General features: G+C 66.4%; 19 protein-coding genes. 9 read left to right on the top strand and 10 right to left on the bottom strand.

Features of this window, described 5'->3' with window-relative positions:
* Positions 1-123: 123 nt before the first annotated feature.
* Positions 124-1,773, top strand: coding sequence for a methyl-accepting chemotaxis protein (locus tag ACX17K_RS16360; RefSeq protein WP_346790285.1), 1,650 nt, complete (start codon positions 124-126; stop codon positions 1,771-1,773).
* Between the two features lie 7 nt (positions 1,774-1,780).
* Here the strand turns inward: ACX17K_RS16360 and ACX17K_RS16355 are convergent, their stop codons facing one another.
* Complete coding sequence (locus tag ACX17K_RS16355; protein WP_493775621.1) at positions 1,781-2,182, bottom strand: HIT family protein; 402 nt, start codon at positions 2,180-2,182, stop codon at positions 1,781-1,783.
* A 162-nt stretch (positions 2,183-2,344) separates the two neighbouring features.
* Here ACX17K_RS16355 and paeA point away from each other — a divergent pair, with 162 nt between their 5' ends.
* The 3 genes from paeA to ACX17K_RS16340 all read left to right on the top strand — a co-directional run bounded on the left by paeA (position 2,345) and on the right by ACX17K_RS16340 (position 5,927).
* Positions 2,345-3,661 (top strand): polyamine export protein PaeA, encoded by a 1,317-nt coding sequence (paeA, locus tag ACX17K_RS16350; protein WP_493775620.1) that lies wholly within the window; start codon positions 2,345-2,347, stop codon positions 3,659-3,661.
* Between the two features lie 133 nt (positions 3,662-3,794).
* Positions 3,795-4,040, top strand: coding sequence for a hypothetical protein (locus tag ACX17K_RS16345; protein WP_493775619.1), 246 nt, complete (start codon positions 3,795-3,797; stop codon positions 4,038-4,040).
* A gap of 270 nt (positions 4,041-4,310) precedes the next feature.
* Positions 4,311-5,927 carry a glycosyl hydrolase family 18 protein gene (locus ACX17K_RS16340; protein ID WP_493775618.1) on the top strand — a complete coding sequence of 539 codons (1,617 nt, stop codon included), beginning with the start codon at positions 4,311-4,313 and terminating at the stop codon, positions 5,925-5,927.
* A 60-nt stretch (positions 5,928-5,987) separates the two neighbouring features.
* Here the strand turns inward: ACX17K_RS16340 and ACX17K_RS16335 are convergent, their stop codons facing one another.
* The 6 genes from ACX17K_RS16335 to ACX17K_RS16310 all read right to left on the bottom strand — a co-directional run bounded on the left by ACX17K_RS16335 (position 5,988) and on the right by ACX17K_RS16310 (position 15,020).
* The gene (locus tag ACX17K_RS16335; protein ID WP_493775617.1) at positions 5,988-6,512 is read right to left on the bottom strand and encodes a cysteine hydrolase family protein; all 525 of its coding nucleotides are present in this window, start codon (positions 6,510-6,512) and stop codon (positions 5,988-5,990) included.
* Positions 6,513-6,552: 40 nt separating this feature from the next.
* Positions 6,553-7,524, bottom strand: coding sequence for a D-2-hydroxyacid dehydrogenase family protein (locus tag ACX17K_RS16330; protein WP_493775616.1), 972 nt, complete (start codon positions 7,522-7,524; stop codon positions 6,553-6,555).
* A gap of 40 nt (positions 7,525-7,564) precedes the next feature.
* Complete coding sequence (locus tag ACX17K_RS16325) at positions 7,565-9,040, bottom strand: sensor domain-containing diguanylate cyclase (protein ID WP_493775615.1); 1,476 nt, start codon at positions 9,038-9,040, stop codon at positions 7,565-7,567.
* A 65-nt stretch (positions 9,041-9,105) separates the two neighbouring features.
* Complete coding sequence (dnaN, locus tag ACX17K_RS16320; RefSeq protein ID WP_493775614.1) at positions 9,106-10,206, bottom strand: DNA polymerase III subunit beta; 1,101 nt, start codon at positions 10,204-10,206, stop codon at positions 9,106-9,108.
* Positions 10,207-10,272: 66 nt separating this feature from the next.
* The gene (locus ACX17K_RS16315; protein WP_493775613.1) at positions 10,273-11,067 is read right to left on the bottom strand and encodes a MerR family transcriptional regulator; all 795 of its coding nucleotides are present in this window, start codon (positions 11,065-11,067) and stop codon (positions 10,273-10,275) included.
* Positions 11,068-11,165: 98 nt separating this feature from the next.
* Positions 11,166-15,020 carry a DUF3683 domain-containing protein gene (locus ACX17K_RS16310; protein WP_493775612.1) on the bottom strand — a complete coding sequence of 1,285 codons (3,855 nt, stop codon included), beginning with the start codon at positions 15,018-15,020 and terminating at the stop codon, positions 11,166-11,168.
* Positions 15,021-15,333: 313 nt separating this feature from the next.
* On the opposite strand from ACX17K_RS16310, the gene ACX17K_RS16305 reads away from it, so the two are divergent.
* The 3 genes from ACX17K_RS16305 to ACX17K_RS16295 are packed head-to-tail and all read left to right on the top strand — an operon-like array spanning position 15,334 to position 17,294.
* Complete coding sequence (locus ACX17K_RS16305; RefSeq protein ID WP_231163722.1) at positions 15,334-15,939, top strand: LemA family protein; 606 nt, start codon at positions 15,334-15,336, stop codon at positions 15,937-15,939.
* A 1-nt stretch (position 15,940) separates the two neighbouring features.
* Positions 15,941-16,789: a TPM domain-containing protein gene (locus tag ACX17K_RS16300; protein ID WP_493775611.1), complete on the top strand. Its 849-nt coding sequence runs from the start codon at positions 15,941-15,943 to the stop codon at positions 16,787-16,789.
* 1 nt (position 16,790) lies between these two features.
* Complete coding sequence (locus ACX17K_RS16295; protein ID WP_231163724.1) at positions 16,791-17,294, top strand: TPM domain-containing protein; 504 nt, start codon at positions 16,791-16,793, stop codon at positions 17,292-17,294.
* Positions 17,295-17,309: 15 nt separating this feature from the next.
* On the opposite strand, the gene pdxA is transcribed toward ACX17K_RS16295, so the two are convergent.
* The 3 genes from pdxA to ACX17K_RS16280 are packed head-to-tail and all read right to left on the bottom strand — an operon-like array spanning position 17,310 to position 21,859.
* The gene (pdxA, locus tag ACX17K_RS16290) at positions 17,310-18,296 is read right to left on the bottom strand and encodes a 4-hydroxythreonine-4-phosphate dehydrogenase PdxA (protein ID WP_493775610.1); all 987 of its coding nucleotides are present in this window, start codon (positions 18,294-18,296) and stop codon (positions 17,310-17,312) included.
* On the bottom strand, positions 18,296-19,585 hold the full coding sequence (locus ACX17K_RS16285; RefSeq protein ID WP_493775609.1) for a peptidylprolyl isomerase: 1,290 nt from the start codon (positions 19,583-19,585) through the stop codon (positions 18,296-18,298). Before ACX17K_RS16285 ends, pdxA begins: the two co-directional genes overlap by 1 nt.
* 12 nt (positions 19,586-19,597) lie before the next feature.
* The gene (locus tag ACX17K_RS16280) at positions 19,598-21,859 is read right to left on the bottom strand and encodes an LPS-assembly protein LptD (protein WP_493775608.1); all 2,262 of its coding nucleotides are present in this window, start codon (positions 21,857-21,859) and stop codon (positions 19,598-19,600) included.
* 74 nt (positions 21,860-21,933) lie between these two features.
* Between ACX17K_RS16280 and amgK the strand changes: the two genes are divergently transcribed.
* Together amgK and ACX17K_RS16270 are read left to right on the top strand one after the other, a co-directional pair.
* Positions 21,934-22,968, top strand: coding sequence for an N-acetylmuramate/N-acetylglucosamine kinase AmgK (gene amgK / locus ACX17K_RS16275; protein WP_493775607.1), 1,035 nt, complete (start codon positions 21,934-21,936; stop codon positions 22,966-22,968).
* Entirely contained in the window at positions 22,968-23,624 is a 657-nt protein-coding gene (locus tag ACX17K_RS16270) for a hypothetical protein (RefSeq protein WP_493775606.1), read from the top strand. The genes amgK and ACX17K_RS16270 overlap by 1 nt, the downstream gene beginning before the upstream one ends.
* The last annotated feature ends 9 nt before the right edge of the window (positions 23,625-23,633 follow it).

The following is a 23,633-nucleotide window of genomic DNA, read 5'->3' as shown; positions in this document are numbered from 1 at the left end:
GGATTGGCGGCGGGGCGGGGAATTTTCACAGTCTGAATAAATTAGTATTAGTATCAAATCGATATTGAATTTATCAGCGTAAAATTTCAAAAAACTCATAAACCAAGCGGAGACGGGGAAGTCATGTTGAGTCAATTTTCCATAGGCCAGCGCATCGCGGCGCTGGCGGGGGCCCTGCTGTTGGCGGTGGGCGTGGTGGGCGGCGTGGGCTGGTGGTCGATGGACAAGATCAACCGCGAGCTGACGGCGCTGTTCGACCAGAAGATCGCGTTCCGGCACCAGATGGACGATCTGCAGCGGACCATGCTGCATATCCGCCAGGATGAGAAGAACGTCTTCATCAGCATCGGCAATCCGGCCAATTCCGATCAGAGCATCCAGACCAACAAGCAGCTGCTGGACAAGCACATCGGCGATTTCAAGACCGGCGTGGCCAAGGCCAAGGGGATGGCGATGGCGGCGGACCACCAGGGCGAGTTCGACGGCATGCTGGACGGCATCGCCGGCTACGAGCAGGGCATGAGCGGTCTGTACCAGAAGATATCGGCCGGCGAGATCGCGGCCGCCAATGTCGGCGACGCCGGCATCGCGTCGTTCAAACCCAAGCTGTACGCGGCGCGCGACGCGCTGGACAAGCTGAGCAAGCTGGCGGACGACAGCGCGCAGCAGGCGGAGGACAGCCTGGAGACCAGCATGTCGCGCACGCAGCAGGGCATGCTGACGGTGCTGCTGCTGGCGCTGCTGGTCGGCGTCGCGCTGGCCTGGGTGATCGTGCGTTCGATCACCGCGCCGCTGCGGGCGATGCAGGACAGCATGCGCCACGCCGCCGAGCATAACGATCTGACCATCGCGGTGGACCAAACCGGCCGCGACGAGGTCAGCGAGACCGGCCGCGCGCTGGCCCAGCTGCTGGCCAATCTGCGCGCCTTCATCGGCCAGACCCGCGATGACGCGAAGCAGGTCAACGACACCGCGCACGCGCTGTCCGAGGTGTCGCGCCGCATCGCCGAAGCGTCCAGGGTGCAGACCGACGCCTCTTCGTCCACCGCGGCCGCGGTGGAGCAGATGACGGTCAGCATCAACCTGGTGGCCGAGCACGCGACGGAAATGGCCAGCGAGGCCAAGAGCAGCATGAGCGCGGCGGTCAGCGGCAGCGAGACGGCGGGCGAGACCGCCGGCCAGATGCAGGAGATCGCGCGGGTGATCGGCCGCTCGGAAACCATCATCAGCGGCCTGAATCAGCGCTCGGACGAAATCGGCAATATCGTCGATGTGATCCACGACATCGCCGAACAGACCAATCTGCTGGCCTTGAACGCGGCGATCGAGGCGGCGCGCGCCGGCGAAATGGGCCGCGGCTTCGCGGTGGTGGCGGACGAGGTGCGCAAGCTGGCCGAGCGCACCGCCCAGGCCACCGGCGAGATTTCCGAGAAGATCCAGGCGGTGCAGGGCGACACCTCCACCGCGGCGGCCAGCATGCGCGAGGCGGCGGAGCGGGTGTCCAGCGGCGTGGAGCTGAGCGGGCGCTTGAGCGAAAGGCTGGAGCAGATCCGGACGCTGTCGGCTGGCCTGCTGGACAAGACCAGCGAGATCGCCGCGGCGATGCGCGAGCAGAGCACCGCCAGCAACGAGGCGGCGAAGAACGTCGAGCGCATCGCCAATATGGGGTCGGAAAACGGCCAGTCGGTGGAATCGTCGTCGGCGATGGCCAACCAGCTGTCGGGGCTGGCCCACGGCCTGGACGAGGCGATCAGCCGCTTCCGCACCGCCTGAGGCGGAGTCAGCCGGCCTGCAGCGCCTGGCGCAGCCGCGCGGCCAGGTCCGGCCAGGCGCGCGCCGGCGCTTCGCGGCGCGGCGCGGCCCAGATCGGGCTGGGGAAGTGGGCGTCGTCGTCGAAGCGGGGAATCACGTGCCAGTGCAGGTGGGGCACCACATTGCCCAGGCTGGCCAGATTGATCTTGGCCGGTTGCATGACTTGGCGGATGGCCGCCTCGGCGCGCCATACCCAGTCCATCAGGCGCAGGCGTTCGTCGGCTGCGAGGTCGGTCATCTCTTTGGCGTGCGCTTTCCACACCACGCGGCAGAATCCCGGGTAGCCGGGCTCGTCCACCAGCACCACCCACAGTTCGTCGTTTTGGTACAGCAGATCGCCGGCGGGTTGCCGGCACAGTTCGCAGCTCATACGTTTCTCCGATGAAATGGCCCGATTGTACGCGCGGCCGGAGCCGGCGGGGCGGTGGGCGAAAACGGCTCTGTTATACTGGACATCAAATCCATGCGTTCAGTCTCGCGAATCGGGTGGTCTTATTCGCGGCGCAGCGCCAGCACTTGTTCGGGACTTATCGTGAGCCTTGCAAACAATCTTTCCATCATCCTCCTGCTGATCGCCGCCAGCGCCTTTTTCTCGGTGTCGGAGATTTCGCTGGCCGCCGCGCGCAAGATCAAGCTCAGGCTGCTGGCCGAGGAAGGCAACGCCAACGCCGAACGGGTGCTGGAGCTGCAGCAGCAGCCGGGCCATTTCTTCACCGTGGTGCAGATCGGCCTGAACGCAGTGGCCATTCTGGCCGGCATTCTGGGCGAGGCGGCGTTCACGCCCTACTTCGCCTCGATGCTGCATCTGGTGACGCCGGCGGACTGGGTCGAGCGCTTGAGCTTCATCTTGTCTTTCCTCAGTGTGACCTCGCTGTTCGTGCTGTTCGCCGACCTGATGCCGAAGCGGCTGGGCATGGTGGCGCCGGAGCGCATCGCGCTGTTGGTGGTGCGGCCGATGATGTTTTGCGTCGCCCTGTTCCGGCCGCTGGTGTGGCTGTTCAACGGCCTGGCCAATGTGTTCTTCCGCATGCTGGGCGTGCCGACCGCGCGGGCGGAGGACCTGACTCCGGCCGACCTGTTGGCGATGATGGACGCCGGCGCGGAGGCCGGCGTGCTGCAGCAGCGGGAGCACCATCTGATTGAGAACGTGTTCGAGCTGGAAAGCCGCACCGTGCCGTCGTCGATGACCGCGCGCGAAAGCATCGTCTACTTCACGCTGCACGAGGACGAGGCCAGCATCAAGCAGAAGATCGCCGAGCATCCGCACACCAAGTTCCTGGTCTGCGACGGCGTGATCGACTCGGTGATCGGCTACGTCGACTCCAAGGATATCCTGATGCGGCTGATCAACCAGCAGAGCCTGTCGATGAAGCGCGAGCTGACGATACGCAATGTGTTGATCATTCCCGATTCGCTGACCTTGTCCGAACTGCTGGAGCGCTTCAAGGCCTCGCGCGAGGACTTCGCGGTGGTGATGAACGAATACGCGCTGGTGGTGGGCGTGATCACGCTGAACGACCTGATGAGCACGGTGATGGGCGACCTGGTCAGTCAGTTCCAGGAAGAGCAGATCGTCCGCCGCGACGACCGTTCCTGGCTGGTGGACGGCGCGACGCCGGTGGAGGATGTGCTGCGCGCGCTGGACATCGGCGCCTTCCCCGATGACGAAAACTACGAGACCATCGCCGGCTTCATGATGTATATGCTGCGCCGGATTCCCAAGCGCACCGACAGCGTGGAATTCGAGGGCTACAAGTTCGAGGTGGTGGACATCGACAACTACCGGATCGACCAGCTGCTGGTGACGCTGGTGCCGCCGACGCCGGCCGAAGGCGAGTCCGCCCGCTGACATTACGATTGGTTACACCCGCTTACACAGGCCTCACAGACGGGGTGGGGCCGTCTGCCTACTATGGGTTCAAGGACGCAGCGAACAGCGCCCCAGAAACAGAATCCTTACACTCGTATTCGGGAGCATGACCATGAAAAAACTGACCGCCCTCCTGCTGGCCGCCGCTCTGGGCCTGGGTTCCGCCGCTACCTACGCCGCCGACGCTTCCGCTCCGGCCGCCAAGGCCGCCGCGCCGGCCAAGCATCACAAGCATCATAAGAAACACCACGCCAAGAAGGCCAGCTCGGCTCCGGCCGCGCAAAAGGCGCAAGCCGCCAAGAAGCACGGCAAGCACCACCATCACAAAAAGCATCACCACGCGAAGAAAGCGGCCTGATCGGCCGGGTCATCTCCGGATGTGAGAGAAAGGAGGCTTAAGGCCTCCTTTTTGTTTTGGCGTTCTTTTTGAAGATTTTGTTGTATATCTGTCATTCAGTATCAATAAAACCTGTACGAAATGACAGACGTTTGCGCCTGTTCTTGAATTTGGGTCTGGATATTCGATTCTGATACCAATGTAATACCACATGAGACGCTCATGTTCGGTGTATGCATAGGCAGAGCGAATCCCTCCGCCGTTCACTCAATCAAGAAGAGGAGAACCACAATGATGCCATTTCCGTTGTCGCGCGCGCTGCTGGCAGTCGGCGCCGCCTTCGCGTTGTCTCAGGCGGTCTGGGCCGCGCCGTCTTGCTCGCCGTGGGCGACCGGCAAGGTCTATAACGCCGGCGACTACGCCACCTTCAACGGCAAGACCTGGCGTGCCAGCTGGTGGACCCAGGGCGAGCAGCCCGGCAGCAGCCAGTGGGGCGCCTGGCAGGAGCGTCCGGCCAGCGAATGCGTGCCTGACGGCGGCGATCCCGGCACGCCGGGCAATCCGGGCAGCGGCGTGCCGCCCGAGCCCAAGCCCACGGTCGGCCGCCATGTGGGCTCCTACTTCGCCCAGTGGGGCATCTACGACCGCAACTACAAGGTCTTCAACCTGGTGAAGTCCGGCGGCGACAAGCAGCTGACCTTCCTCAACTACGCGTTCGGCAACGTCTACGCCGACGGCAAGTGCGGCATGGTCACCCGCGCCGAGAATGGCAATGGCGACGGCGGCGACGCCTGGGCCGATTACCAGCGCTCCTTCGCCGCCAACGAATCGGTGGACGGCAAGGCCGACAACTGGAACGATCCGCTGCGCGGCAACTTCAACCAGCTGCGCAAGCTGAAGCTGGCCAATCCCTCGCTGAAAGTGCTGATCTCGCTGGGCGGCTGGACCTGGTCGAAGAACTTCGGCACCTTCGCCGCCTCGGACGCCGGCCGCAAGGCGATGGTCAGCTCGTGCATCGACCTCTACATCAAGGGCAATCTGCCGGTGGGCGAGAGCGCCGGCGGCCAAGCCGCGGCGCTGGGGGTGTTCGACGGCTTCGACATCGATTGGGAATACCCGGGCGGCGGCGGCCTGCCGACCAATAGCGTCGATCCCAACGACAAGCAGAACTACACGCTGCTGATGGCGGAGTTCCGCAACCAGCTGAACGCGTTGTCCACGGCCAACAAGCGCCGCTACTACCTGACGGCCGCCATCGGCTCCGGCGTCGACAAGATCCGCAACACCGAGCCGGCCGCCTACAGCGCCTATCTCGACTGGATCAACGTGATGACCTACGACTTCCACGGCGGCTGGGACGCCAAGGGGCCGACCAACTTCCAGTCCAACCTCTACCGCGATCCGGCCGCGCCGGTGACCGGCGACCAGGTTTACTACACCGTCGACGACGCGGTGAAGACTCTGGTGAACGCCGGCGTGCCGCGCGCCAAGATCAACGTCGGCCTGCCGTTCTACGGCCGCGGCTGGGCCGGCGTCGCCGCCGGTCCGCAGGCCAACGGCTTGTACCAGGTGGCCACCGGTCCGGCCAAGGGCACCTACGAGCAAGGCATCGAGGACTACCGGGTGCTGGTGACGCGCAGCGCCAAGCAGTTCAACAGCCCGGTGGCCAAACAGCTGTGGACCTACGACGGCAACGAGTTCTGGAGCTATGACGATCCGGCCACCATCCGCGGCAAGCTGGACTACGTGCGCTCGCAGCAGCTGGGCGGCGTGTTCAGCTGGTCGCTTGACGGCGACGACGCGCAGTCGACCTTGCTGAAGACCAGCGCCGAGGTGAGGCTGGACGCGGCCACCGCTGCCCAGCGCCGCGCGGCGGCGGCGGCGAAAGCCAAGGCGGCCAAGAAGTAAGCGGGCGGGGATGGAAAAACGGCGGGGCTTGCCCCGCCGTTTTTCATGGCTTGCCCGGACTCACAGCTCGGCGGCGGGCAGCACCCGCAGCGGCAGCGGCGTGGCGCTGGAGGCGTGCCAGACGGCGTTGAAGTGGTCGATCACCTGCTCGCCGCTCAAGGCGAAGGCGCTGAGGGTGGTATGGCCGTCGGCGATGACGGTGACTTGATAGCCGCGCGACACCGCGTTGCGCAGCGTGCTGTCGACGCAGAAATCGGTGGCCGCGCCGCCTATCCACAGCTTGCTCGCGCCCTGCGCCGACAGCTGTTGCGCCAGATCGGTTTCGCAGAAGCTGTCGCCGTAGCGCTTGTAGACGATGGCGTCGCCGTCCTGGCGCGCGAGTTTGGGGTGCAGTTGCCAGGCGTCGGAGCCGCGCGGCAGGTCGTCTTCCTCGTGCTGGACGAAGATCACCGGCATGCCGCGTTGGCGGGCCTTGGCGATGGCGAGGTTGAGATGGTCGAGCACGGCATCGAGGCGGGCGGCGCGAAGCTCGCCTTCGACGACGCCGGCTTGTACATCGATGATCAGCAGCGCGGTATCGGACATGTTTGCTCTCCGGCAGGTGTGGGAAAAGGGCGGGGCGGACTCAGGCCAGGGCTTCTGGGTTCAGCACATGCGACGCGTCGTCCTCGAAGAAGCGCAGCGCGTTGCGATAGGCGATCTCCAGATACTGGCGGTAGCTGTCGGCCTCGGCGTAGCCCAGGTGCGGCGTGCACAGCACGTTGGGACGGCGCAGCAGCGGATGGCCGGCGTCATAGATCGGTTCCTGCTCGAACACGTCGAGCGCGGCGAAGCCGGGGCGGCCGGCGTCCAGCGCCGCTTCCAGCGCGCCCGGCGCGATCAGCTCAGCGCGGCTGGTGTTGACCAGCAGCGCGTCCGGCTTCATCGCCGAGAGGTCGGCGCGGGTCACGTTGCCGGCGGTGGCGGGGAGCAGCCGCTGGTGCAGGGTGACGATGTCGGCGTCGGCGAAGAAGGCCTCGCGGCTGGCGGCGGCCCGGTAGCCCAGCGCCAACGCTTCCTCGCGGGCGCGCTCGCTGCCCCAGACCAGGATCTCCATGCCGAAGGCGCGGCCGTAGCCGGCCACCAGCTTGCCTATCTTGCCGAAGCCGAGAATGCCCAGCGTCTGGCCGCGCACCGCATGGCCCACCGGACCCTGCCATCGGCCTGCGCGCAGGCTGGCCATGTTCTCCTCCAGCCGGCGCCGCGCCGCCATGATCAGCAGCCAGGCCAGTTCCGCCGGCGCGTGCGGCGAGCCGCTGCCCTCCACCACCGCGACGCCGGCGCGGGTGCAGGCGTCCACGTCGATGTTGCGGGCGAGCTTGCCGGTCTGGCTGATCAGCTTCAACGCCGGCATCCGCTCAAGCAGCGCGGCGTCCACCACGGTGCGTTCGCGGATCAGCAGCAGGGCGCCGGTTTCGGCCAGAACGGCGTCCGCGTCCGGCAGCCGGGACAAGTCGCCGACGCTGGCGCAGCGGTAGCCGGGGTTCTGGTGCAGCGCGGCCAGCTCGGGGCCGATGTTCTGGTAGTCGTCGGGGATCAGCAGCTGGATGGAGGGCATGGGCGGACTTCGCGATGAAAGTCCACATTATAAGCATTTATCATGCGATGGGCTCGTCCAGCGGGTGATAAGGCTGGGCATGGCAGACGCGGTTGCGGCCGCCCTGCTTGGCGGCGTACAGCGCGAGGTCAGCGCGGGCGACCGCGGCTTCCAGCGTTTCCGGCGGCAGCCACTGGCACAGACCGATGCTGATGGTCACCGTCAGCCGCTTGCCGGAGGCGCTCATCATGTGATGGGCGACGATGCTGCGCAGGCGTTCGGCCAGCGCGTCGTCGACGCCGTGGCTGTGGACCAGCACCACGAATTCCTCGCCGCCCCAGCGTATCAGCAGGTCGCCGCCGCGCAGCTGCGAGCGCAGCAGGTCGGCGATCTCGCGCAGCACCTGGTCGCCGATCTGGTGGCCGTGCTTGTCGTTGACCTGCTTGAAGTGGTCGATGTCTATCATCAGTAGCTGCGGCTCGGCGCTGGCGCGCTCGCTGGCCCGCAGCCAGCCGGGCAGCAGGTCCAGGAAGGCCAGCCGGTTCAGACAGCCGGTCAGCGGGTCGGTGGTGGCCAGCTGCCGCATCCGCCGCTGGTGATGCTGCAAGGTGGCCAGCACCGCGATCAGCACCAGCAGCAGGATGGTGCTGTTGATGGCCAGGTTGACCTGCAGCGCGGCATGCAGCGGCTGCAGCGCGCGGGTTTCGTTCTGCTCCACCAGCAAATGCCAGCCCAGTTCCGGCAGCAAGCGGGTGGTCAGCAGGTAGCGGTTGCCGTCGCGGCTGTATTCCAGTTTCCTGGGCTCGGGGCCGCCGGCCAGGATGGAGTCGGTCAGCTGGGCCAGGCCAGGCAGGTCGCGCAGCTGGCGTTGCCCGGCGCCGGCGCTGTCCAGCACGATGCGGCCGCCGTGGTCGATGAAGTAGATGCGGCGCTGGAAACGCCGCTCGTGCGCGGCCAGCTGCGCGCTCAGCTCGGCCTGGGGCAGGCCGACGCCGATCACGCCCAGCAGCTTGCCCCGGCTGTCGACGATGCGATGATTGATGAACAGCGTGGTCTTGCCGCCATTGGTCATGTCCTCGTCCAGCGCGATGTCGTAAGCGCCCTGGGCGTTCTTGAGGCTGCGGAAATACCAGCGGTCTTCCGGATCGGCCGGCGACACGGTTTTCAGCACGCCGCCGGCGTAGTAGTAGCGCCGGCTGCTTTCCGACACCAGGAAGCTGCCGGTGATGCCGTAGCGGCCGTTGATGGCCGCCAGGTAGCGCGCGACGCGCTCGGGGCCGCGCTCGCCGTCCATGAGCCAATCCTGCAGAAAGGTGTCGTTGGCCATCAGCGACGCCACCGACAGCGGGCGCAGAATGCTTTTGTCTATCTCGGAAAAGATGGTGTCGCCGGTCAGCGGCAGGCCTTGTTCGACGATGCCGTGGCGAATGTCCTGGCTGCCCTGCTGGTAGTACAGGCCGGCATTGACGATGATGCCGGCCAGCAACAGCAGGGCGACGATGATGGCCAGGCGATAACGAGACAATGGGCCGGACACGGCTACCCTTCCGAATGGCAAAATCGCGGATCGTAATATGAAGATAGGCGTTGCGAGGCCGCGCGTCAGCCACGAAGCGGCATGGCCAGGTACTGGAAGTGCGGATCGTCGGGGTTGGTGACCAGCATGCCGCGCCGGCCGTCGCCCAGGCTGAAGCGCAGATGCTCGGCCGGCACATGGGTCAGCACGTCCTGCAGGTATTGCAGATTGAAGCTGGCGTCCAGCGGCGCGCCTTGCCAGTCGGTCGGCAGCGTTTCCTCCGCCTCCTCGCGGTCGGCGTTGCGGCAGCGCAGGGCCAGCTGGCCGGGACGGATCGCCAGTTCCAGCTGGCGGAACTTGGCGTGCGCCAGCACCGCCACCCGTTGCACCGCTTCCAGCAGCGGCAGGCGCGGCAGCGTCAGCTCGCAGTCGTGGCGCTCAGGCAGCAGGCGCAGATAGTCCGGCGCGCGGGCGTCCAGCAGCTTGCAGCGCAGCAGGGTGTCGCCGATCGCGCAGGCCAGTTGCCGCGCGCCGGGCTCCAGCAGGACGGGAGCGTCCCGATCGCCCAGAAGCTTGGCCAGCTCCAGCGCCGCCTTGCGCGGCAGCAGCAGTGTTCTTCCCGGCTGCGGGGCTGGCAGCGGATAGCGCTGGAAGGCGAGCCGCACGCCGTCGGAGGCGATCAGCCGCAGCTCGCCGCCGTCCAGTTGCAGCAGCAGGGCGTTGAGGTAGGGGCGGATGTCGTTGTCGGCCAGCGCGTACAGGATCTGGCCCAGCTTGCGTTTCAGCTCGCTCTGTTCCAGCCGCAGCGGGGCGGCGGTGTCGGCATCGGCCTCCAGCAGCGGGAAGTCGTCGGCCGGCAGCGCCTGCAGCAGGAAGCGGCTGCCGGCGGCCAGCAACAGCAGCTGGCTGCCATGGCGCTTCAACTGCAATTCGCAGCCTGCTGGCAGCGCGCGCAGGATGTCCAGCAGCTTGCGCGCCGGCAGGCATAGGCGGAACGGCGTATCGGTTGGAACGGCCCGGCGGCTTCGCAGCTGGATTTCCAGATCGCTGGCGGTCAGCGTCAGGTTTTCGCCGTCGGCTTCCATCAGCGCGTGCGACAGGATGGGCAACGCGTGGCGGCGCGGCGCCACGCCGCAGACGATGGAAAGCGACGCGAGCAGGGTGTCGCGGTCGGTGCGAAGCAGCATGGCCGGGTTCTCCGGAGTGGCGGACCCGGCAATTTATCACATCGCGTTATGCGAATGGATTATTCGTCAGCGGATCGGAATGTAGAGCTCGGTCAGCGAGTCCGGATGGCCGGGCGCGATGAAGCGCTGGTCCATGTATTCGAATTCGATGCCGTCCACCGCGTCCAGGCCGGCCGCCGGCAGCCAGCTGCCGTGGATGGCGCGGAAGGTGGCGGGCAGGCCGTCCACCGGGCCGACGTGGCGGAAGCGGGCGTAGCGTTGGGCGGGCACGTCGACCGCCGCCATGCCGTCGGGCACCGGCGCGTCCGGGGCCGCCTGCAGGGCGGCGAGATAGCGCCAGCCGCCGTCGGGCAACGGCTGGCACAGGCCGTAGCTGCTGCCGGGGCGGGCGTCGGCGATCTCGTGCTCGCGTTCGAGGAAACGCTGCCACATGGCCGGGATGTCGCCCTCGTCCTGGGGACTCCAGGCGAGGCCGATGACGCGGAAGGCGGGCAGGTTGACGATGTCGGGTGTTTGCATGGCGGTCTGGCTCCAGTCGGGTTGGTCGAGTCGGCGCTCGATGCGCGCGATCCGCTCGCGCCGCGTTTCGATCTCATCCCGCAGCCGCGCCGCATGTTCGCGCAGCGCGCGGCGCAGGGCGTCGTCGTCGGCGGGCAGCAGCCTAGCGATCTCGTCCAGCGGCAGGCCCAGCTCGCGCAGCATGACGACGCGGCCCAGCTCCGCCACCTGCGCCGGCAGGTAGTAGCGGTAGCCGTTGTCGCGGCCGGTCAGCGCCGGGCGGAACAGGCCGATGCTGTCGTAGTGGCGCAGCGTCTTGGTGCTGAGGCCGTAGCAGCGGGCCAGTTGTCCGATGGTGAGCATGAGTCGAAACGGGTGGCGGCGGATGGAGCCAGTCTGGACCTTGCCGCAAGGGCAAGGTCAAGCCCCGGCCTTTCCTGGGGGAAAGGCCGGGGACGGAGTTACAACAGCACCCTTTCGATGCCGCCGTCGCGGGCGCGGGCCACGTATTCCGGCAGCCAGTTCTCGCCCAGCAGGTGGCGGGCGATCTCTACCACGATGTAGTCGGCTTCGGTGCCGGTGTCGTCGTTGTAGCGCGACAGGCCCTGCAGGCAGGACGGGCAGGAGGTGAGGATCTTCACCGGCTTGGCCGGCGGCTGGCCGCCGGTCAGCGTCTGCAGATTGTTGCGGATTTCCTCCTCCTTGCGCGCGCGCACCTGGGTGGCGATGTCCGGCCGGCTGGCGGCGAAAGTGCCGGCCTCGCCGCAGCAGCGGTCGGACAGCGGCACGCCGCCGCCCATCAGCTCGTTGACCACCTTGAGCGGCTGGTGGGTCTTCATCGGCGTGTGGCAGGGGTCGTGGTACAGGTATTGCTGGCCCTGGATGCCGTCCAGTTTGACGCCCTTCTCCATCAGGTATTCATGGATGTCGATCACGCGGCAGCCGGGGAAGATGTCCTCGAAGCGATAGTGCGCCAGTTGGTCGAAGCAGGTGCCGCAGCTGACCACCACGGTCTTGATGTCCAGGTAGTTCAGCGTGTTGGCGACGCGGTGGAACAGCACGCGGTTTTCGGTGGTGATGGCGTCGCCCTTGTCCTGGTAGCCGGCGCTGGTCTGCGGATAGCCGCAGCACAGATAGCCGGGCGGCAGCACCGTCTGCGCGCCGACGTGCCACAGCATCGCCTGGGTGGCGAGGCCGACCTGGCTGAACAGCCGCTCCGAGCCGCAGCCGGGGAAGTAGAACACCGCCTCGGCGTCCTCCGCCGCTTTGGGGTTGCGGATCACCGGCACGATGTGCGGATCTTCCACGTCCAGCAGCGCGCGCGCGGTCTTTTTCGGCAGCCCGCCCGGCATCGGCCGGTTGATGAAGTGGATCACCTGCTGTTTGACCGGCGCCGGGCCGACGGTGGCCGGCGGCTGTTTCTTCTGGCCGCCGATCAGGCCCAGCCGCTTGCCGACCTGGTTGCCTAGGCGCTGCGCCTTGTAGCCGACGCCGACCAGGCCGGCGCGTATGGTCTTGATCGTCGCCGGGTCCTTGGCGGTGAGGAAGGCCATGCCCAGCGCGGTGCCGGGGTTGAATTTCTTCTGGCCGGCCTTGCGCAGGAAGTTGCGCATCGCCACCGACACGTCGCCGAAATCGATCTTCACCGGGCAGGGCTTGACGCAGCGGTGGCAGACCGTGCAATGGTCGGCCACGTCGGACAGCTCTTCGAAATGCTTGAGGCTGACGCCGCGGCGGGTCTGTTCCTCGTAGAGGAAGGCCTCGGTCAGCAGGCCGACGCCGAGGATCTTGTTGCGCGGGCTGTACAGCAGGTTGGCGCGCGGCACATGGGTGGAGCACACCGGCTTGCACTTGCCGCAGCGCAGGCAATCCTTGATCGAGTCGTTGATCGCGCCGATGTCGGATTGCTCCAGGATCAGCGACTCCGCGCCCAGCAGCGAGAACGATGGCGTGTAGGCCAGGCGCAGGTCGGCGCCGGGCAGCAGCTTGCCGCGGTTGAAGTGGCCGTTGGGGTCCACCAGCTCCTTGTAGACGCGGAACGGGCCGATCTCGTCGTCGCTGAGGAATTCCAGCTTGGTGATGCCGATGCCGTGCTCGCCGGAGATCACGCCGCCCAGCCGCCGCGCCAGCGCCATGATGCGCTCCACCGCGTGATGGGCGGTCTGCAGCATCCGGTAGTTGTCGGAGTTGACCGGCAGGTTGGTGTGCACGTTGCCGTCGCCGGCGTGCATGTGCAGCGCGACGAACACCCGGCCGCGCAGCACGTGCTTCTGCAGCTCGCGGATGGCGGCGCGGATGCCGGCGGCGGCGTTGCCGGAGAAGATCTGCTCCAGCTCGGCCAGCACCTCGCGCTTCCAGCTGACGCGCAGCGCGAAGTCGCGCAGCGCGTGGAACACGGTGTCCGGCCGCGCGGCGGCGTCTTCCAGCGGCGCGTCGGGCCAGCGGGCCGCGTACTCGTGGAAGTGCGCGTCCATGTGGTCGAGCAGCCACTGCCAGCGGTCGCGGTGCACCGCCAGCAGCGACAGCGCGGCGGCGCGCCGGTCGCCGATCAGCTCTTCCGACGGCAGGTTGGTGTCCATCTTGTCCACTGGCAGCCGGCCGTGGAAGTACTCGGTCAGGGTGTCCAAGAGCTCGATCTTGTTGGCGATCGACAGCTCGATGTTGATGCGTTCGATGCCGTCGCTGTAGTCGCCCAGCCGCGGCAGCGGGATCACCACGTCCTCGTTGATCTTGAACGCGTTGGTGTGCTTGGCGATGGCCGCGGTGCGGCTGCGGTCCAGCCAGAAGGTCTTGCGCGCCTCCGGCGTCACCGCGATGAAACCCTCGCCGTGGCGGGCGTTGGCGATGCGCACCACCTGGCTGGCGGCTTCGGCGGCGGCGTTCTCGTCGTCGGATACGATGTCGGCGATCAGCACCATCTTGGGCCGGCCCTTGCTCTTGGCCTTGGTGGCGTAGCCGACCGCGCGCACGTAGCGCCAGTCCAGGTGCTCCAGGCCGGCCAGCTGCACGCCGGCGGCCAGACAGGCGCCGCCCGGCTTGAACAGGTCGGTGATCTCGACGATGGCCGGCGTGGCCTCGGCCACGGTGCCGAAGAATTCCAGGCAGACGGTGCGGGTGTGGCCCGGCATCCGGTGCAGCACGAAGCGGGCGCTGGTGATGATGCCGTCGCAGCCTTCCTTCTGCACGCCGGGCAGGCCGGCCAGGAATTTGTCGGTGACGTCCTTGCCCAGGCCCACCTTGCGGAAGGTGCTGCCGGGAATGATCAGCTCGCGGCTTTCCTCCACGGTCTTGCCGTCGTCGGCCAGCCGCGACACGCGGAAGCGCGCCTCGGCCACGTCGTGGATCTTGCCGTAGTTGTGGCCGATGCGCTCCACCAGCTGCCAGCGGCCGTCCGGGTCCACCATCTTCCAGCTGGCCAGGTTGTCCAGCGTGGTGCCCCACAGCACGGCTTTCTTGCCGCCGGCGTTCATCGCGATATTGCCGCCGATACAGGAGGCCTCGGCCGAGGTCGGGTCCACCGCGAATACCAGTCCGGCGGCGTAGGCGGCTTCGGAGACGCGGGCGGTGACCACGCCGGCGCCGCAATGGATGGTCGCGCGCTTGCCGTCCAGCCCGGGCAGCTCGATATGCTCCACGCCCAGATGGCGGTCCAGCTTCTCGGTGTTGATCACCGCGCTCATCCGGTCCAGCGGCACCGCGCCGCCGGTGTAGCCGGTGCCGCCGCCGCGCGGGATGATGGTCAGCCCGAGCTCGATGCAGGCGCGCACCAGCGGCGCCATCTCGGCCTCGCTGTCCGGGCTCAGCACCACGAACGGGTATTCGACGCGCCAGTCGGTGGCGTCGGTGACGTGGGCGACGCGGGACAGGCCGTCGAACTGGATATTGTCGCGGCGGGTCAGCCGGGTCAGCTTCTTCAGCACCCGGGCGCGCAGCTCGCGGGTTTCATCGAACTGGCGGGCGAACTCGTCCACGGCCTCGCGGGCGGCGGCGATCATCAATTGCACCTTGTCGTTGCCGTCGCGGCGCTTCTCGATCTCGGTCAGCCGGTGGCGCATCGCCTCCACCAGCGCGGCCAGTCGCTTGGGATTGTCCAGCAGGTCGTCCACCAGGTACGGATTGCGGTCCACCACCCAGATGTCGCCCAGCACCTCGAACAGCATTCGCGCGGAGCGGCCGGTCTTGCGCGCGCCGCGCAATTCGTCCAGCAGCGTCCACATCGGCTCGCCCAGCAGGCGGATCACGATTTCGCGGTCGGAATACGAGGTGTAGTTGTACGGGATCTCCCGCAGGCGTTGTTCGCTGGTGATGGCTGTCATTTGTCCGCAAGCTGGGTTTTATTAGAGGAGTGCCTGCCAGTTTAACGTAATTGCTGCGATGCGAAAAATACGAGTTGAATAGGGTTTTTTCTTCTTTAGATCAAGATATTGCCGGTTGGCATGAGACGCGCTCATGGGAGTCGGGCTGGATATTTTATTCACGGGGGATGACTGGCTTGGCTGCCGCGGCTTGTCATTTTATGCCGCGGATCGCCATGTTCATGAGTTTTTCGATTCCCGGCGCGCCGCCATTTTTCGGTTAAGCTATCGGTTTTGGACGCTTCCTTGCGGGGCGTTTCGCACTATCGAGAGGATGACGATCATGTGGAAGAAACTGTTGCTGGTTTTCACGCTGGCGGCCACGCTGAGCGGCTGCGGCTACAACGCGATGCAGTCTCAGGACGAAGCGGCCAACGCCGCCTGGTCCGAAGTGCTGAACCAGTACCAGCGCCGCGCCGACCTGATTCCCAATCTGGTGAAGACGGTGCAGGGCTACGCCAAGCATGAGAAAGACGTGCTGACCCAGGTGACCGAGGCGCGGGCCCGCGTCGGCAGCATCCAGATGGACGCGGCGGCGGCCACCGACGAGAACAAGCTCAAGCAGTTCTCCGCCGCGCAGAATCAATTGGGCTCGGCTTTGTCCCGCCTGCTGGTGGTGTCGGAAAACTATCCGCAGCTGAAGGCCGACCAGTCGTTCCGCGACCTGCAGGCGCAGCTGGAGGGCACCGAGAACCGCATCGCGCTGGCGCGCAAACGCTATATCGATTCGGTGCAGGCCTATAACGTCACCGTGCGCAGCTTCCCCAACAATCTGACCGCGATGATGTTCAGCCTGAAGACCCGTCCCAATTTCACCGTGGAGAACGAGAAGGCGATCTCCGCGCCGCCGCAGGTGAACTTCGACCAGCAAGGCAAGTGAGATGAGCCGCGCATGGGCCTGGCTGTGGCTCGCGCTGTGCCTGCTGGCGGGCGTCGCGCGGGCCGAGCTGGCGGTGCCGCCGCCGACCTCGCCGGTGATCGACCAGGCGTCCTTCCTGACCGACGCCGAGCGCGGCGAGCTGGAGAAGCAGCTGCTGGATTTCCACCAGCGCAAGGGCAGCCAGCTGGCGGTGCTGATCGTGCCGGCTGTCGACCCGGAAACGCCGTTCGACTACGGCACCCGGGTGATGGACAGCTGGAAGCTGGGGCGCAAGGGCGTGGACGACGGCGCGCTGCTGCTGATCGTCGCCGATTCGCACAAGACCCAGCTGCTGGTGGGGCGCGGCCTGGAGGGCGCGATCCCGGACATCTACGCCAAGCGCATCCTGCAGGACACGCTGCGGCCGCTGTTCAAGCAGGGTTTGCGTTTCCAGGGCATTCAGGCGGCGACGGCGCAGATCGAGGGCCTGATAGACGGCGAAAAGCTGCCTGAGCCGGCGAAGCAAGCCGCGCAGGGCGGCGGCTGGGGCGAAAGCTGGCCGCTGCTGGCCTTCTTCCTGCTGATCGGCTCCGGCGTGGCCGGCAAGCTGTTTGGCCGGCTGGTGGGCAGCTTCATCATCGGCTGCCTCAGCATCGGCCTGTCGGTGGTGCTGGGCGCCGACGTGATGATGGCCTTGCTGATCGGCGCGGTGGCCGCGGGCCTGTGCCTGGCGCTGGGCGAGCACGGCCTGTCGCTGGCCAGCTGGGGCAATTGGGGCGGCGGAGGCGGGGGAAGCTCCGGCTCCGGCGGCAGCGGATGGTCGGGCGGCGGCGGCGATTTCGGCGGCGGCGGCGCTTCGGGAGACTGGTGAAATGAATCGATGGCAACGCGCATGGCGCCACCTGTGCAGCACCGGCTGGCAGGCGCGGCGGCAATTCCCGGCGGCCCAGTTGAAGCGGCTGGAGCAACGGATCGCCGAATCGGAGCGGGCGCACCGCGGGCAATTGCGTTTCGTGGTGGAGTCGGCGCTGGACTGGCGCGCCGCCTGGCGCGGCATGAGCGCCAGGCAGCGGGCGCTGCAGTGGTTCGGCGAGCTGAGAGTGTGGGATACCGAAGAGAACACCGGCGTGCTGGTGTACCTGTTGCTGGCCGAGCGGAGGATAGAAATCGTCGCCGACCGCGGCATCAACCGCCGGGTGGCGGCTGGGGAGTGGGCCGGCATCTGCGCCGAGATGCAGCGGGCCTTCGCCGCCCGCGATCATGTGGCGGGTTTGGAGCTGGGGCTGAGCCGCATCCACGAGGTGCTGCTGAAGCACGCGCCGCGTGACGGCGAGCCCTTCGTCAACGAGCTGCCGGACCAGGTGGTGGTGCGCTGAGCGGCGAGGCGGAGGTCAGCGGCGCGACGAGCGTTGCGCCAGCTGTTCCGCCAGCCGCACCGCCTCGACCAGGCTGCCCGGATCGGCGCGGCCGCTGCCGGCCAGGTCCAGCGCGGTGCCGTGGTCGACCGAGGTGCGGATGATGGGCAGGCCCAGCGTGATGTTGACGCCGGCGCCGAAGCTGGCGTGCTTGAGCACCGGCAGGCCCTGGTCGTGGTACATCGCCAGCACCGCGTCGGCCTGGGCCAGCTTGTCTGGATTGAACAGCGTGTCGGCCGGCAGCGGGCCGATCAGATTGATGCCTTCGGCGCGCAGCGCGTCCAGCGCCGGTTCGATGACGTCGATTTCCTCGCGGCCCATATGGCCGCTCTCGCCTGCGTGCGGATTCAGGCCGGCCACCAGGATGCGCGGCGCGGCGATGCCGAACTTGCCGGCCAGGTCGGCGTGCAGGATGCGGATCACCTCGAACAGCAGCGGCGCGGTGATCGCGTCGGCGACGTCGCGCAAGGGCAGGTGGGTGGTGGCCAGCGCGACGCGCATGCCGCCGCCGGCCAGCATCATCACCACCTTTTTCGTGCAGGTGCGCTCGGCCAGGTATTCGGTATGGCCGGTGAACGGCACCCCGGCGTCGTTGATCACGCCCTTGTGCACCGGCGCGGTCACCATCGCGGCGAATTCGTCGGACACGCAGCCGTTTATCGCCGCATCCAGCGTGGCGAGCACGTAGCGGCCGTTGGCCGGATTCAGCCGGCCGGCTTCAGCCGGCTCGGCCAGCGGCACGTGCAGCACCTCCAGCGCGCCGGCGGGCGCCGGCAGGCCGGGGCGGTAGTCGGCCAGTTTCACATCCAGACCCAGCGCAGCGGCGCGTCCGGCCAGCAGGCCGCGGTCGGCGACCGCCACGCAGCGGGTTTCCGGCGCCAGCTCGGGCAGCCGCAAAACCAGGTCGGGGCCGATGCCCGCCGGCTCGCCGGCGGTGATGGCCAGAACGGGCCGGCTAGCCATCACTTCTCGTCCAGATGTTCTTCGACGAAGGCGGAGTCGCGCAGCTGACGCACCCAGTCGGTGTAGGCCTGTTCCATCTTGCGCGAGCGGATCTGCTGCTTGACCGCCATCTTTTCGTGGTCGCTGGACACGTCCTGGTTGCGCTTGCCTTCGACCAGGATCAAGTGCCAGCCGAACGGCGTGCGCACCGGCTGCGACACCTGGCCGATCGGTTGCGACACCATCACCTTCTCGAATTCCGGCACCAGGTCGCCCAGGTTCACCCAGCCCAGGTCGCCGCCCTTGGAATTGCTGCCGTCTTCCGAGTACAGCTTGGCCATGTCGGCGAACTTGGCGCCGCGCATGATGCGGTCGCGCACCTGGTCGATGCGGGCCTTGGCGTCGGCTTCGGACACCGCCTCGTTGGTGCGGATCAGGATGTGGCGCGGGTGGTACTGCTCCACCATCATCGGCGCGCCGCCGCTGCGCTTGTCCACCAGCTTGAAGATGAAGAAGCCTTGCTGGGTGCGGATGACGTCGGTGTCGGCGCCGACTTTCAGTTGTTCCAGCAGCTGAACGAACTCCGGCGGCAGCGAGGTGGCGCTGCGCCAGCCCATGTCGCCGCCCTTCAGCGCGTTGGGCGCGTCGGAGTAGGTGGCGGACACCTTGGCGAACGGCTGGCCGGCGGAGAGATCGGCCTGGGCCTTGTGCACCTTTTGCGACAGCAGGTCGATCTGCTTGGCGTCGGCGCGTTCCGGCACCGCGACCAGAATGCTGGCCAGATGGTATTCGGTGCGGTTGGCGCTTTGGGCGCTCTTCAGCGCCTGATCCACCTCGTTGTCGCTGACGGTGACGCGGGAAGCCACTTCGCTGTCGCGCAGGCGGGAGATGGTCAGTTCGCGGCGGATGTCGCCGCGCAGGCGGTCCATCGTGATGCCGTCTTTGGCCAGCTGGGCCTTCAGGCCGGCTTCGTTCAGCTTGTTCTGCTTGGCGAGGTTGGCCACAGCCTGGTCGACCGCGGCGTCCTCGATGCGCAGGCCGCCGCTGGCCGCGTACTGCAGCTGCACTTCCTCGGTGATCATCTGCTCCAGCACCTGGCGCTCCAGCACGTCGCGGGCGGGCGGGGCCACCTTTTGCGATTCCAGCTGCTTGATCGCTTCGTCCACGCGCGCCTGCAGTTCCTGCCAGGTGATCACGTTCTTGTTGACCACGGCGACGATGCGATCCACTTCTCGTACCGGGGTGGCGGGGGCCGCCAGCGCGCTTTGCATGACGCTGGCGATCAACAGGGCAAGCAGGGTCTTTTTCATGGTCAGGCTTTGTTACTCGTTAATCTTGGTGTAGCCGGGTACGGCCAGACGCAGCGTGTCCTGCACGCCGTTGTTGCCCAGGGCGCCTAGGCCCTTGAGTTCCAGCTGGAAGAACCACGCGTTCTTGGTGGTGGTCGGATCGGATACGTAGCGTTGGCTGTACATCCGCAGCGACCAGCAACCATCGTTGTACTCGAAGCCGGCCAGCCGCTCAATAGGCTTGCGTTCGATGAACGAATAGTTGTAGCGGCCGATAGCGTACCAGCGGCGGGCGATCGGCCACTGCGCGGCCACGTCCACCTGGCGCATCGGGCCGTAGTTATTGGAGTTGTCCAGCTGCTCGTAGCGGCCGTAGCGGTAGCGCACGCTGGCGACTTTGCCGGCGGCCGGGTTGTAGCGCAGCTGGGCGTTGTAGCGTTCGGTCATGCCCAGTTGCTGGTTGTATTGATAGCTGCTGTCGAAGCGCCATTCGCGGGTCAGATCGCCGCCGGCGGACAGCAGCAGGTCGGAGCTGGGCTGGTTGACGGTCTGGGTGACATCGTCTTTCAGATAAAAACGTTTGCCCACTGCCAGGCGCAAGCGTTCCAGGCCGTTGCTCTGGTCGATGAAACGGCTGGTCAGCGCGGTGGTGATCTGGTTGGCGCCGTTGATGCGGTCATAGCCGGAATAGCGGTTTTCGGTGAACAGCTGCGCGAAGTTGATGTCGTTGAGCGACGTATCGAACATCGGCAGCGAGTTCTGGTCCTTGTTGTTGGGAATGTTGACGTAGAACAGCCGGGGTTCCAGCGTCATCAGATGGTCCCGTCCCAGGAACTGGGTGTCGCGGTCGAAATACAGGCCGGCGTCGGTGCTGAAGATCGGCAATGTGCGGGTCTGGACATTGCTTGGATTGCCCTGGAAGGCATCCAGGTTGTAGTGGGTGTAGTTGACGCCCAGCTTTGGCCGCAGAAAGCCCCAGCTGCGGTCGAAGTTCCAGCTGACGCTGGGGTAGAGCACCAAGCGCTCGCCATTCTGCAGCGAGGGGTGGTCGAAGCGGGTCAGATCCGAGATCAGGTTGGCCGAGAAGCCGGCAGGCAGGCTCTGGTTCGCGTTGAACGTCAGTTGCGGCATCTTGGCGTAGGGGATGTCGCCGGGGGCCGGATTGATGGTCAGGTTCTGATAGCGCTGGGCGCGCAAGGTGACGTTGCCGCCGCCGCCCTGCCAGCCGAGCGCGTAGTTCAGCCAGGCTTCGCGGTTCAGGTTGACGTTGGAGGCGATGGCCACCTGGTCGCCGAAATCGGTGAAGTAGTTGTTGTCCGATACCTGGTTGAAATCCATGCCGAAGGTCAGCCCATGGCCGAAGTTCTGGCTATGGGTGGCGCTCCAGGCGTAGCGGGACTGGTCTGTCAGCTTGTCTTTAGGCAACTGCTCGGTATAGATGCGGCCGCTGTAGTCGGGCTGCAGGTAACGGAACTCGCCGGCCAGCATGTTGCCGTGCTTGACGTTGATGTGCGGCGTGATGGTGGCGTCGTAGTTGGGCGCGATGTTCCAGTAGTAGGGCAGCGAGAACTCCGTGCCCGAGCTGCCGGTCTTGAAGGTCGGCATCAGGAAGCCGGACTTGCGGTTGCTGTTGAGCGGGAAGTCCAGCCACGGCGAATACAGGATGGGCACGCCGTAGAACTGCATCCAGGCGTTGTGGGCGACGCCGACGCCGGTGTTGTAGTCGAGGTCGGTGCGCGACGACTTCAGATACCAGGCCTCGTCGCCGGGATCGCAGGTGGTCATCCGGCTGCCGTAGACCCGATATTGGTTCTGGCCCTGGAAATCCACCTGGCTGCCGTCGCCGCGCAGGGTGACCGGCTTGGCGGGCGGCGCGCCGGGCGCCGGCTTGGCGGCGGTCTGGTTCTGCCGGGCCATGGAAAACACCGGCTCCATGCCGGTGCCGCTGTAAGTGTCGACGTTGTAGTCCAGCGTGGTGCCGGTGATCACGTCGCCGCCGCGGGTCATGCGGAAGCGGTCGCCGGCCTTCACCCTGCTCTTGTTCTGGTAGTAGTCCAGCCAGTCGGACTCCACCTTTTGGTCATCCCGGGTCACCACCACATTGCCCTTGGCGTGGAGGATCACATTCATTTCGCCATCCAGATCGTCGGCATGGACCACGGTCTGGCCCGGCTCCTTGGGCGGGGCGGGGACGGCTATCGGCGGCTCTTCGTCTTCTGCGAAGGCGGCGGGGGCATTCAGGGCAAAGGCGGCGGCCAGGGCCAGCGCCAGCGGAGTCAGTTTTTGTCTGTGCATGCACAAAGCCATATCGTGGGGGGCAGTGGGCGGTATAAAATCGCCCAATTCTATCAGCACCACGATAAAGCGACATGCAAAGACAGGAACAGCTCAAGAAATGGCTGGCGCAACAGTATCCCGGCGACGAAATCCAGCTTGAATTCGCCGCGGCCGACGCCGACTTCCGCCGCTATTTCCGTGCAATCTGGCCCGATGGCGCAAGCCGCATCGTGATGGACGCGCCGCCGGAGCACATCGGCACCGACGCCTACATCAAGGTGCGAGACATCTTCTCCATGGTGAAAGTGCCCGAGATTTACCTGCGCGACCGCGAACAGGGCTTCATCGTGATGGAGGATCTGGGCAAGGTCACCTACCTGGCCGCGCTGCAGCACGACGAGCGCGCTCTGGTGCACCGCCATCTGTTGCTGGAGGCGCTGGACACGCTGGTGGAGATCCAGAAGGGCAGCCAGCCGGATGTGTTGCCGGAATACGACGAAGCGCTGCTGACCCGCGAGCTGAACCTGTTCCCGGAGTGGTTCTGCGCCAAAGAGTTGGGCAAGCCGTTGAATTTCAAGCAACGCCAGCTGTGGGACGCCGGCGTCAAGGCCTTGCTGCCGGCGCTGCTAGCCCAGGCCAAGGTCTTCGTCCACCGCGACTTCATCGTCCGCAACCTGATGCTGACCCCCGGCGCGCCAGGCGTGCTGGATTTTCAGGACGCGGTGTACGGCCCGGTCAGCTATGACGCGGTATCGTTGCTGCGCGACGCCTTCATCGAGTGGGAAGAGGAGTTCGTGCTGGATCTGGCGATTCGCTACTGGGAGAAGGCGCGCGCGGCAGGCCTGCCGGTGCCGGAGGCTTTCGACGACTTTTACCGCGCCTTCGAGTGGATGGGCGTGCAGCGCCATCTGAAGGTGGCCGGCATCTTCGCCCGCCTGCACCACCGCGACGGCAAGGACAAGTACCGCGCCGAGATCCCGCGCTTCATCAAGTACCTGAAGCGCACCACCCGCCGCTATGTCGAGCTGGCGCCGTTCTACCACTTGCTGGTGGACCTGGTGGGCCGCGACGAGACTGACGAGGAACTGCAGTCCAGCTACCCGGTGTTGGGCGTCAAGGGCCAGTGATGCGCTGGCCGCTTCTTTTGCCGTTGCTGCCGTTGGCGGCCGGTGCAGCCGATCTCCAGAAGCGGCAGTGCTTCCCGGCGCAGGAGCTGCGCGTGTGCCTGTGGCAGGATGCCAGGCTGGCCGCGCGGCAGGACGGCGGTTTCGGCGGCGACAGCGAGGGCGATGGCTGGAAGCCGGCCCTGGCGCAGTCCGAGTTGCGAATCTACGACAGTCAGGGTGGCCAGTTGTCGCGCCTTAGGGTCGGACGCGTGTCGAAGCTGGAACGCACCCGGCTCAGCGACGGCGGCAAGCCGGTGTTCCTGCTACAGGAAGACCATTCTGCCGGATTCGGCTCCTATTCCGGCGTCGAGGCGCGGCCGTTCACCGTCGGCGCGCGCGGCATCCGCTTCGCCCAGCCCGAGGGGCGCGATCCGGCCCAGCCGTTCGCGATGGCGAACGCGTTGAAGAGCGGCTGGAAAGAGGTGCGGGACGGCTTCTTGCTGGCGTCGTGCGCGCCGGATTTCCCGGCCAAGGGCGAGTGGGATGGCGAAACCTTCCGCGTCAGCTATCGCCGTTTGAAGCTGCAGGATGGCCAATGGCGGCTGACCGAGCGCAGCGAGCGCGGCTTCTGGGAGAACGAAGGCGATTTCCCGGCCGAGCGGCTGTTCCCGAAATGAACGAGAAGA

It is taken from the genome of Chromobacterium sp. INPA-IVC (genome assembly GCF_059047085.1).
The sequence above is the reverse complement of the archived record's forward strand: the minus strand, read 5'-3'. Positions and strand labels throughout refer to the sequence as shown.